This is a genomic window from Adlercreutzia muris (genome assembly GCF_041223505.1).
In the GTDB taxonomy this organism is placed as follows: Bacteria; Actinomycetota; Coriobacteriia; order Coriobacteriales; family Eggerthellaceae; genus Adlercreutzia; species Adlercreutzia muris.
Genome location: NZ_JBCLQK010000003.1, coordinates 1 through 11,184 on the forward strand (window position 1 = coordinate 1; position 11,184 = coordinate 11,184).

The window sequence follows — 11,184 nt, forward strand, 5'->3', positions numbered from 1 at the left end:
GCGAGCTTGTCCGAGGTGCAGGCAGAGGGGGAGGTGGAACGGGAAATATCGGACATGGCAGACCTTCGGGAACGGCGACGCAGCCGCGTCGCAGCGGTAGTTTCTCCTCACGCTACCCCACTTCCGAATGCCGAGCGTGCGGCCGCCGACTTCGTAGATGCGCCGATGCCCAACGGTAACCTCGCCCCGTTCTCAGAATGCCGCTATCAACGGGCGCGTTGCAGGTGCGGCGTGTCCCGGTCCGGCATGCGGCGGCTCTGGTACCGTGGGACTATGCGGCATCGCAAGGCGGCGTCGCGCGGGGATGGCATTGCCACCGGCGATGTGCGGCCCTCGGCAAAGGCGATGGGAAGGCGGCCGACATGGAAGAGCGCATCAAGACCGAGGAAACCGAGAGGAACCTTCGGGAATGCCACGAGGTTCAGCAGCACGAGGCGCGCCCCCGTGCGGCATGGGAGCCGGTTCCCGCAGGGTCCTTCAACGTGTTCGTGCTGTTCAACCTCGAGGCGGCGTGGGACGAGGGGCACTGCATCCTCGCGCTTGGGCTGGTGGGCGGCCCCCTTGAGACCTATTCCTACTACCGCCACAGCACCAAGCTGGAGGCGCCGGGCATCATGGCGTGCCTGCGCGATCCTATGACCTTCGCCGAGCTTGAGCAGGCTTCGGGCTGGATTGTGCACGGGGAGCCGGGCAACTGGTGGAACGAGCATGTGAACTGCGCCATCGCCCTTACCTGCGACGAGGTTTCCTTCAACGGCGTGCGCGCCTATGCCGAGCAGCGCCGGCAGCACCCGGGCACCTACAATCTCGTCACCTACAACTGCCTGACCTTCTGCGACGATGCCCTTCGGGCGGGCGGCATCCGGCTTACCACCCGCAGTGGCCGCGCCGTGCGCACCATCATTCCCAAAGACGCCTTCAAAGAGGTGGACGGCGTGCGCGGAGCTCGGCCCTTCCAAGCGTGGAAGTACTGGTTTCCCCTCGGTGAGCCGCCGGCCAATGGACTGCGCACCATCCAAGACACACCCGGCCAGGACAAGCCGTTCGAATAGCCGCGCGGGATGTTGGCCGCGGAGTTGCGCGCCGGGGTTCTTCGGATGCAACCGTCGTCGCATCCGGCGCGGGTCCGCAGCAGAGGCCACCCCACCGTGCTCTACAGGCGGCGCAGGATGTTCCAGCCGGCCATAGTGACGCAGTCGGGAACCACCTTGCCGATGAGGCGCAGGGCTGCCGATTGGGGGCTTGCGCAGGCGACGGCGAAGTGGGCCTTGTTGGCGCAGAGGGCGCGGCGCACCACGGTGCTCGCGCTCTGCTCGCCGAAGAGGTGTCCCACGTCGTGGGCGCCCCCGGATGTGCGGGCCACCTTCTCGAAGCCGGTCTTAACCCAGGTGGGGCACAGCGCCGTGGCCGTGATGCCGGTGCCGTGCAGCTCCCAGCGCAGGGCGCGGGTGTAGCGCAGCACGAAGGCCTTGGTAGCCGCGTACACGTTCATGTGGGGCAGCGGTACGAAGGCCGCGGCCGAGGCGACCTCGATGATGCGGCTGCCGCGGTCCATGGAGGGCAGTGCCGCGCGGGTCATATCCACAAGCCCGCGGCAGTTCAGGTCGATCATGGCATCCACCGCCTCGTCGGAGATGGTCTGCCAGTCGCCGAACTTGCCGAAGCCGGCGGCGTTCACCAGGTAGCTCATGCGGGGTTGCGCGTCGCCCAGGGCCGCGGCGATATCGGCGATGTCGTCCTTGTTCGTGAGGTCGGCCACGATAATGCGGGCGGGTGTGCTCAGTGCGGCCGCGACGGCTTCGAGGGCCTCCTCGTTGCGCGCGACGAGCCAAATCTCGTCGACTACCTGCATGGCGTCGATCTGCACGGCGAACTCGCGGCCGAGGCCCGACGATCCGCCGGTGATCAGCGCGATGCGCTTGGGCAGAGGCCGTGCGGGAGCAGAAGGGGCTGGTGCGGCAGGGCTTTCCGCTGCGGAGAGGGGAGTGCGGCCGGCGGGGGCCGTTTCGGAAGCTGCGGTGGGGGAGGGGGAGGTTGAAGGGCTCGCAGCGCCCTTCTCGAGGAGGATATCGTTCGTTTTCAAGGGAGCCGCCTTTCTTGCGGAATGTGCGTTCCCCAAGAACTGTATCTAAGAAAAAAGCTCGCCTGGCCTCCGCCAACGGTTTGTTGCCGTCATGTGGCTCACATGGAAGGGGACGCCGTGCCCAGCGTCCCCTTCCGCCACGTCGGCTCTCCTAGTCTTCAGTGCTGCCCTGGTAGGCCTCAACGGCCTTCACGAGGAAGTCGGTGGCGCCGGGGCCCGCGGCATCGTCGTAGTAGGCGGCGAAGCGCGGGTCGGCCAGGTACCCGCGCACGAGGCCGAGGTACTCGTCCTTTCCGTAACCCGGGCCCCAGTGGATGGCAATCCAGCGCTCGTGCATGCGGGCGAGCTCGGCTGCCTCCTCCGAGGCGGGGTCGTTTCCGGTCAGAGCCAGGCGCAGCTGCACCTTGATGGACTCCTCCAGCAGCTCCTTGGCGTCCCACTCGTCGCGGCTGAGGGCCATCATGCGCTCGTTGGTGGCGTCGATGACGGCGCTGCCGTAGCGCTCGCGGGCCTCGCGGCCATAGGTTTCCTCGAAGCTCTCAAGGCCCTGCTGCTTCAACTTCTCGAATGCGTCTTCGGTGCTCATGTTCGTAATCCCTTCGATAGCGTGTAGGGCCGCCTGCGTCCGGTGCAGGGCGGCGTCCAGCGATTTCTCCTGTGCGCGCAGGGTGCGGAGGTGCTTGAGGAGAGCGCCGTGGATGTTCGGCTCGTCATCGCCCATGATGTGCTCGATGGCGGTCAGCGGAAGGCCGCAGGACCGCATCGCCATGATATGGGCGAGTCGACGCTCGTCGGCGGCCGTGTACAGGCGATAGCCCGCCTCGGTGCGCGCCGGGCGCAGAAGGCCGCGCTCCTCGTAGTAGCGCAGCGTGCGCGGGCTCACGCCCGAGGCGCGGGATACCTCGCCGATGGTCTTGGGCCGCTCTTTCACGGTGTGCTCCCTTCAGGTTTCTCCGACGGCGCCAGTATGAACCTTCACGCAACGGGAAGGTCAAGCGTAGCCGTAGGCATCTTCTGCGGCGCAGCTCCCCGTGTGGTAAAAAATCCGGTATTTTGGCTTGGAATGAACGGTTTTGTTACGCGAGTACCCCAAAATGTGGGCGCGGGTATTACGCTTCCAGGCCAAACGCGACCCTTGTAATACATTTTGGCCACTCAGGAAGCGCTTCGCGTAACAAAACCGTCGTTTTCAAGCCAAAAAACGCGATTGTTGTTATCGCGGGAGCGGAGCGTTCGTAGCCGTAGGTATCTTCCACAGCGCACCTCCTCTCGCGGGACTTCGCAAGCGTAAGTATAGCTTACGGTATGGCGCCCTTTGGCGAAACGGGCTTTTGCTGGGATCGCTCGTTTATCGCCGTTGTCGATAAGGCTCCGAAGGCGAAACGAGAGCGCTTGTGGCTTGCAAGCAGTCTTCCGGACGCGCGGCTCGCGTCGCCCGACGGCCTTTGCGGGCGGCTTGTGGTATACAATGGGCTGCGGAATTGGCGGCGACGGGGAAGGGCGGCGACGCGGCATGACGGCCGAGGGCTTGGACAACTTCGCATACGAGCCGGCTCGTGCGCACGAGTCGGAGGCGGCGCGGCGCCACTACTGGGCCGTGGCCATCGGGCTGCAGGCGGTGGACGGCTTGGAGGTTTCCCCCTACGTGCGCCAAGCGGCCGACGCCTACATCGCCGGTAAGCGCACGCTGGCCGAGACGGGCAAGCTGGTGCGGGCGCATCATGCCGCGGGCCATGACGGGGCGTCGCTCGAAGCCGATCTGGTCGGCCAGCGCATCGCCGAGCTGCTGGCGGCGGCCCCCTTCTGCCTCGCACCCGAGATGATTCCGGAAATTCACCGCTACTTGTTCCAAGACCTCGATGCGGCGGTGTACCACCCCGGCGAGTTCAAGACCGAGCGCATGGTCAAGCAGGAGGACATCCTCAACGGCGACAGCGTGCTCTATGCCGATCCGCTGGTCTACGAGATGGCGCTCAAGGGCGTCTTCGCGACGGAGCAGGCGAAGTCCTACGGCGCCCTTGCGAAAGACGAGCTGGCTGGTTTTTGCCACAGCGTTGCCTTCCTCTGGCAGATCCACCCCTTCTACGAGGGCAACACGCGCACCGTCGCCGTGTTCTCGGCGCTCTATCTGAACCAGCTTGGCTTCGATGTGTCCAACGAGCCCTTCGAGCACCATGCCCGCTATTTCCGCGATGCCCTCGTGCGGGCCATGTATCGCAATGCTCCTGCGGGTATCTTCCCCGACGAGGCGTTTCTGGTGAAGTTCTACGAGAGTCTGCTCGGACGCGGACCGGCCTCCTTCGATCGCGAGGAGCTCATGTGCCTGCCGCTGTTCGAGAACCCCGCGCTCTTGCGCAACGTCGACCCCGCTAAGGCGCTCGATACCTCGAAATTGGCGTAAATCGCCGCCTCCTTTAAAGCACTCTCTCGCTCTCACCTTGGCGGCATAGGCCGCTCTCATTTTCCCTTGACATCTTCTGGATGTAATATATACTTTGCAAATGGAAGATATATCTTACATCAATCGGCGCGAGGGAAGGAGCGGTTTGGAAGGCGAGAAGAACTTGCGCATGAAGACGGCCCGCATGGAGGCGGGTCTGTCACAATCGGATTTGGCCTGTCGCGTGGGGGCCACGCGACAGACCATCGGGCTCATCGAGGCGGGGCGCTACAACCCCAGCCTGAAGCTCTGTCGGGCCATCTGCGTCGCGCTCGGCAAAACGCTGAATGATTTGTTTTGGGAATAGGAGGGGTCGTATGAACCTCGTGAAACGTTGGAACGAGTACATGGGGCCGAAGGACGAGCGCCTCGAGGCCGTGAGCAACCGCTGCGCCAAGGTGGGCTTCATGATCCTGCTCTTCGGCTCGGTCATCTGCTGCTACTACGGGATGATGCTCGATCAGGTGGCCCTTACCACCGACACCGCGCTGGCCACGGCGGTGGGGGAGAGGCTGGTGGACCCCATCCAGCTGCAGTTCGGGGTCATCGTCGTGGCGTGTTTCGTGTCGCTGTATCTGGAGACGAGAAGCGGCATCACGAGCGACCGCATGCGCCTGGCTGCGGTGGACAAGGTGCCGTGGGATTACGTGGCGGTGCTGTCCGTTCTGACCGGCGCGCTGCTCTTCGTGCTCACGACGGGGCTGCGCATTGCGGCGGAGGTACAGATCGTCGGGGTGGAAAACGTGACCTGGGCCGGGGATGTGGCCATGGGCGTCGTCTACTTCGTCATGGGCTTCGGGCTCGCCATGGGGTTTGTCGGCCTGCAGTTCCACTCCGCCATCAAGCGCCGCCAAGAGTTGGAGCGCGAGCTGGAGGAGTAGGGACCTTCGCTGGCATACATAGCCTCATCAGGCACTTCTCGGTTTCTCCCCCATTCCGTCCAAGGCCCTCGCACGCCGCGTTGCGGCAAATTCCCCCGATCCGTTGATTCCCAGGCCGCCTTCTCCGAGGCTATGCTTCCTCTCGCCAAGGGGCGCCGGCGGTCGGCCGGCGCTCGATCGAGGAGGCGCCGAGCGTCGGCGCGCAACGTGAGGAAGGTGGATACCGTGAGCAACGGAACGAGGGAGTTTTCTCGCAGGCATTTCCTGCAGGGCGCAGGTGTGTTCGGAGCGGGCGTGCTGGGGGCTGCGGCTTTGGGCGGATGCGCCCCGCAGACGCAGCAGGCGACCGCAGCCGGCGAGGGCGATGATCTGGCCGCCACAGGCGAGGGCGGCGCGCCGGCCCAGGCCGCGTGGCGTACCGAGCCCGAGCCGCCGGCCGAGTTCGAGGATGCCGGCACCTACGATGCCGTCGTCGTCGGCCACGGCTACGCCGGCGTGTGCGCGGCGCGCGAGCTAGCGGAGTCCGGCAAGAAGGTCGTGCTGCTGGAAACCCAGGCCGAGGACACCTATGCCGCCTGCGGCAATCAGTCGGCGGCCCACAACTCGCAGATCCTGCGCCGGGTGAATCCGGCGGCCGATATTCCCGAGGTGGATCCGGTGGAGTTCTTCCAGAATTGGGCCATCATCACCGGCAACCAGATCAATCAGCCCCTTGTCATGCGCTACTGCCAGAACATGGGCGCGAACATCGACAAGTACTACGACCGCGTGACCGACGAGGACGTGGCCACCATGGCGCACATGGACACGCCCGGTCCCGAAGACGACTACTCCACTATGATGGACGCCGTGGGCCCCATCAAGTTCTTCAACGGCACGGTGGACTGCTACGGCGACTGCAGTCAGACCAAGGTGCAGGGCTACAACCGCGAGGCGGCCAAGGAGGCCGGCGCCGAGTTCCGCTTCAACACGCGCGGTGTGCAGCTCATCATGGAAAACGGCGCCGTGGCCGGCATCTACGCCCTGGACAAGGGCACCGACAGCTACATCAAGTTCAACTGCAAGGCCGTGGTCGTCGCCACGGGCGGCTTCGCTTACAACGAGGAGATGCTCTGCGATCTCATTCCCGAGATCGCCGACAACATGGTGGAAGGCGAGGTGTGGAAGGACGCGCACCAGAACGTTCGCTTCGAGGGCGACGTGTCCAACATGCAGTACCAGGGCGATGGCATCAAGATGGCCTTCTGGGCCGGCGGCCGCCTAGAGCCCTTCATTCCCGGCATGAACTCGAAGTTCATCGCCTCCCCTTCTATGATGAACTACACGCTGCCCCAGGCGGTGTGGGTGCGTCCCGACGGCAAGCGCTTCTGCAACGAGTTCTATCCCGTGGCCGAGCAGCGCGGCACGGCCAGCGTGTATTTGCCGCGCGAGCCTGTCACCTGCGTGTTCGACAACAACTTCCTGGAGTACCGCAAGTACACCGTCTCGCAGCACGGCTTCACCTCGCCCACGGCCATGAACATGGAGTCCATGGCCAAGGACATGGAGGTGGCGCGACAGAAGTTCGAGGGCACCTATGTGGAGCCCGAGAAGAAGGAGGAAGAGGGCCCCGGGGCCATGTTCCAGCACCCTGAGATCATCTGCGCGGACACCCTCGAGGGCCTGGCCGAGGCCGCCGGTATCGATCCCGTGGAGTTCGTGGCCCAGATCGAGCGCTGGAACGAGTACTGCAAGAACGGCCGCGACGAGGAATTCGGCCGCGATGCGGCGGTGCTGTTCCCGGTGGAGGAGGGCCCCTTCTACGCCTGCTCTGGCACCACCGAGTTCGGCGAGATCATGTGCACCTGCGGCGGCCTTCTGACCGATGCGGAGCAGAACGTGCTCGGCGCCGACTTCAAGCCCATTCCGGGCCTGTACGCCTCGGGCAACGACTGCGGCCGCCGCTTCGGCTACGAGTACATCACCCCGACGTCCGGCGTGTCGCTGCAGATGGCCATCACGCTCGGCTTCGAGTGCGGCAAGTCGGTGGCGAAGTTCCTCGGCTAGGACATTCCCGTTCGAAGGCGGGCGGCGACCGGCGTCCCTCCCCTTGGCCGGCGCCGCCCGACTCTTTGCACGAGAGCCCGCAGTGCCGCGCGCATTGCGGGCGCATACAACGAAAAACGCACGTATTCAGGGCACTCCTGTCAAGGGGTGCCCTGGGCGCATGCAGGGAGCGCGGGGGCTTTTGGTATACTGGCCCGGAATAAGGAGGGGTGTTATGGATGATGCGAGCAGGTGGGGGAGCGCCAGGGCGCAATCGTGGGGCGCGGCGCTGCTGACGGTGGCCTTTCTCAGCCCCTGGGTTCCCTGCCTTCTGCATGGCGGCCTGCTGAGCGGGGAGCACCTGGCGTCCGCACCGTTTGCCGCCTTCGCCACATGGCTGCCCGTCGGCTGCCTAGTCTCGGGGACGGCGATGCTGCTCGTGCGCCTTCTGCGTGTCGAACAGGGGCCGTCCCGGCGCGCGATTTTGCTCGCCGCCGGGGCCTCCGTTGCCGGATATGCGCTGCTGGCGGTGGCGTTGCTCTTGCCGAGCGAGGAGCTGGCGGTGGCGGCCGGCGCTGTGGCGGGAGCGGCCGTGGTGCCGCTCGGCATCGTGTGGTGCGCGCAGACCAAGGTGGTCGATTTCTCCTCGATGCTCTTCCGCGGGGCCCTTATCGGCCTGGGGGTGTTCCTCGTTACCCGGATAGCGGCGTTGCTGCCGGTTGGGGGGTGCGCCGCGCTGTGGCTGCTGTGCTCTGCGGCCGTGGGGGCGTGGGTTGCGCAGCATGGCGGGAGGGGGCGGCCGAAAGAGGGCGAGGGGGATGACGTTCGCGCTGGTGCGGAGGCGCCGCTCGGCCCGCTTTCGGCACGCGGCGCCTTCTCGGTGATCGCCACGGCCGCTATCGGCCTGGTGCCCTTCGTGCTGCTGAGCAACATCTCGCCGGGAGTGACCGTGGAGAATTTCACCTTCGACTCCTCGACGGGCCTGCTCGTCGGCTCGCTGCTCACCTTGGCCATCGCCGCTTGGGCCCGCTGCGAGAAGCCCATCGCCCCCACGCTGTTCTGGACCGTGTTTCCCGTGTGCGCCGGCGTGCTCGTGGTGCTGGTGTCCTTTCCCAAGGAGACTTTCGTCTCAACGCTTTCCGCTGGCCTCGCCTTCGCGTTTTTCTCGATGATCGGGGTGTTCGCGGTCGTGTGCTGTGCCCATGCGGTTGCGCAGCGCGAGTTTCCCGCGGCGCTGGTGGTTGCGCCTCCCTTTGCGCTGGCCGCGGCGGCGTCGGTGACTGCCGGGCTGCTCGCTGACATTCAGGCCAGCTCCGAGGAAGCCGGGGCGGCCCTGATGGTGGTGGCCATGGCCTATTTCGTGTGTCTCATGCTGGCGCCGGCCTTCCAGCTGCGCCGCCTGCGCCAGGCCATGGTTTCGGACGGAGGCGCCGAGGGAGCCGACGGCGCGTCGCGACTGGCCTTCGACGAGGCCTGCGAGCTGCTGGCCGCCCAGCGGTCCCTTTCGAAGCGCGAGCGCGAGGTGTTCGGCTACCTGGTGAAGGGCTACACCTCGCCCTATATAGCCAAGGCCCTGTTCATCTCTGATTCCACCGTGCGCTCCCATACCAAGAGCATCTATCGCAAGTTCGAGGTGTCCTCCCGCACCGATCTCATCGAGATCGTGCGCTCCCTCGCCGCCGACGGCTCCTAGCTTGAGGGCGGGTCCTTCCCCGGCTTGGGTGATTCGGGGGATCGTCGCCGGGTGCCCGCGGGCGTTTCGCGGCCGGCCGGGCTTCCACGGGCGCTGCCGACCGTTCCCCCGCTGGCTTGCCGCCTCGCCTTGTGCGCGCCGCAAGGCGGGCGTACAATCCCGCCTTGCGCTTTCTTGCTGATTCAATGACTCATATTTGAGCGGGCCGCCCGGGTCTTGGGGCGGTGTTGTGCCGTTGGCTCGGGAAGAGGCGCGCGGCCGCGGCCATCTGCCCGAGCCGCCGGGCCGACGAGTCGACGGCGCAGCTGCCGGGTCGCCGAGCCCCATCCGACACCGCCACGACCCAAGGAGCCGATTCCCCGAACTATGCAGCAGCGCGACAAGATCAAGCCGATTCTCTTCAGCATCATCAAGCATTCCAGTCCCGAGGAGCTCAAGCGGCAAATTCCCCGCGACATCGTGGCCGGCATCGTGGTGGCCATCGTGGCCCTGCCGCTGTCCATTGCCCTGGGCATCGCCTCGGGGGTGTCGCCCGAGCAGGGCCTCTACACCGCCATCGTCGCGGGCTTTCTCATCGCGTTTCTCGGCGGCAGCCGCGTGCAGATCTCGGGCCCCACGGCGGCCTTCGCCACCATTGTGGCGGGCATCGTGGCCACCGACGGCATGGACGGCCTTATCGCGGCCACCATCATCGCCGGCATCCTGCTCATCCTCATGGGCCTGTTCAAGCTGGGCGCCGTCATCCGCTTCGTGCCCTTCACCATCACCACGGGCTTCACGGCGGGCATTGCTGTGACGCTTGCCATCGGTCAGCTGAAGGACTTCCTCGGCCTGACCTATCCCGCCGGCACTGCGACGGTGGAAACCGTGGACAAGGTGGCGGCGCTGGCCGGCAACATCGCCACGGTGAACGCCCAGGCCTGCATCGTGGGCCTTGTCTGCCTGGCCGTGCTGTTCCTGTGGCCGCGCCTGGTGCCGCGGGTTCCCAGCTCGCTTATGGCGCTGTTCGCGGGCATCGCGCTCGTGAGCGGCCTCGATTTGGACGTGCTCACCATCGGCGACCTCTACACCATCAACAGCGGCCTGCCCGAGTTCCACCTGCCCCAGCTCAGCTTCGCGCTGTTCCGCGACCAGCTGGCCAACGGCGCCACCATCGCCATCCTGGCCGCCATCGAGTCGCTTCTGTCCTGCGTGGTGGCCGACTCCATGATCAGCTCCCATCACCGTGCCAACGACGAGCTGGTGGCCCAGGGCATCGGCAACATCGCGTCGGTGCTCTTCGGCGGCATTCCCGCCACCGGCGCCATCGCCCGCACGGCCGCGAACGTGAAGGCCGGCGGCCGCACGCCCATCGCTGGCATGGTGCACGCGCTCGTGCTCGTGGCCGTGCTCGCCTTCCTCATGCCCTACGCGGCGCTTATTCCCATGCCCGCCATCGCGGTCATCCTGCTGCACGTGGCCTACAACATGTGCGGCTGGCGCAACTTCGCGCACCTGTGCCAGACGGCGTCGAAGGGGGCCGTGGCCACGCTGCTGCTCACCTTCGTGCTGACCATCGTCTTCGATCTGGTGATCGCCATTGCCGCGGGCATGCTCATCACCATGGTGCTGTTCATGAAGATGGTGAGCGAGGAGACCGAGGTGAAGGGCTGGAAGTACTACGGCGACGAGAACTCCGAGGTCACCCACTTGCGCGAGCTGCCGAAAAGCGTGCGCGTGTACGAGATCAACGGGCCGATGTTCTTCGGCATGACCGAGCGCATCGCCGACATCTCGGTGAAGGACTTCACCCGCTACCTGATCATCCGCATGCGCGGCGTGCCCTCGCTGGACGCCACGGGCATGAACGCCCTGGAGAACCTCTACGAGTACTGCAGCGCCCACGGCGTCAGCCTCATCTTCTCCCACGTGAACGAGCAGCCTATGAAGACCATGTGCCGCGCCGGCTTCGTCGATTTGGTGGGGGAGGAGCACTTCCGCGCCAGCATCGACGACGCCATCGCCCACGCCCGCGACCTGCTAGGGGAGGGGGCGCCGGCGGCGACCGAGTAGCGGGCCGCAA

General features: G+C 65.9%; 10 protein-coding genes. 7 read left to right on the forward strand and 3 right to left on the reverse strand.

Annotated elements, in window-relative coordinates; genetic code table 11:
• The first annotated feature begins 362 nt into the window (after nt 1-362).
• Nucleotides 363-1,052: a C97 family peptidase gene (locus tag AAK988_RS03685; RefSeq protein WP_369873032.1), complete on the forward strand. Its 690-nt coding sequence runs from the start codon at nt 363-365 to the stop codon at nt 1,050-1,052.
• A 101-nt stretch (nt 1,053-1,153) separates the two neighbouring features.
• Here the strand turns inward: AAK988_RS03685 and AAK988_RS03690 are convergent, their stop codons facing one another.
• The 3 genes from AAK988_RS03690 to AAK988_RS03700 all read right to left on the reverse strand — a co-directional run bounded on the left by AAK988_RS03690 (nt 1,154) and on the right by AAK988_RS03700 (nt 3,339).
• Nucleotides 1,154-2,083, reverse strand: coding sequence for an SDR family NAD(P)-dependent oxidoreductase (locus AAK988_RS03690; protein ID WP_369873031.1), 930 nt, complete (start codon nt 2,081-2,083; stop codon nt 1,154-1,156).
• Nucleotides 2,084-2,234: 151 nt separating this feature from the next.
• Nucleotides 2,235-3,014 (reverse strand): MerR family transcriptional regulator, encoded by a 780-nt coding sequence (locus tag AAK988_RS03695; RefSeq protein ID WP_151431758.1) that lies wholly within the window; start codon nt 3,012-3,014, stop codon nt 2,235-2,237.
• 178 nt (nt 3,015-3,192) lie between these two features.
• Nucleotides 3,193-3,339 (reverse strand): hypothetical protein, encoded by a 147-nt coding sequence (locus AAK988_RS03700; protein WP_170272798.1) that lies wholly within the window; start codon nt 3,337-3,339, stop codon nt 3,193-3,195.
• Nucleotides 3,340-3,551: 212 nt separating this feature from the next.
• On the opposite strand from AAK988_RS03700, the gene AAK988_RS03705 reads away from it, so the two are divergent.
• The 6 genes from AAK988_RS03705 to AAK988_RS03730 all read left to right on the forward strand — a co-directional run bounded on the left by AAK988_RS03705 (nt 3,552) and on the right by AAK988_RS03730 (nt 11,174).
• Nucleotides 3,552-4,484, forward strand: a complete 933-nt coding sequence (locus AAK988_RS03705; RefSeq protein ID WP_369873030.1) for a Fic family protein — start codon at nt 3,552-3,554, stop codon at nt 4,482-4,484.
• 145 nt (nt 4,485-4,629) lie between these two features.
• The gene (locus AAK988_RS03710; protein WP_028026758.1) at nt 4,630-4,830 is read left to right on the forward strand and encodes a helix-turn-helix transcriptional regulator; all 201 of its coding nucleotides are present in this window, start codon (nt 4,630-4,632) and stop codon (nt 4,828-4,830) included.
• 10 nt (nt 4,831-4,840) lie between these two features.
• Complete coding sequence (locus AAK988_RS03715) at nt 4,841-5,404, forward strand: hypothetical protein (protein ID WP_151431754.1); 564 nt, start codon at nt 4,841-4,843, stop codon at nt 5,402-5,404.
• Nucleotides 5,405-5,629: 225 nt separating this feature from the next.
• Nucleotides 5,630-7,450: an FAD-binding protein gene (locus AAK988_RS03720; RefSeq protein WP_369880434.1), complete on the forward strand. Its 1,821-nt coding sequence runs from the start codon at nt 5,630-5,632 to the stop codon at nt 7,448-7,450.
• A gap of 214 nt (nt 7,451-7,664) precedes the next feature.
• Nucleotides 7,665-9,122 carry a helix-turn-helix transcriptional regulator gene (locus AAK988_RS03725; RefSeq protein ID WP_369880435.1) on the forward strand — a complete coding sequence of 486 codons (1,458 nt, stop codon included), beginning with the start codon at nt 7,665-7,667 and terminating at the stop codon, nt 9,120-9,122.
• A gap of 366 nt (nt 9,123-9,488) precedes the next feature.
• Nucleotides 9,489-11,174 (forward strand): SulP family inorganic anion transporter, encoded by a 1,686-nt coding sequence (locus AAK988_RS03730; protein WP_369873027.1) that lies wholly within the window; start codon nt 9,489-9,491, stop codon nt 11,172-11,174.
• Nucleotides 11,175-11,184: the final 10 nt, after the last annotated feature.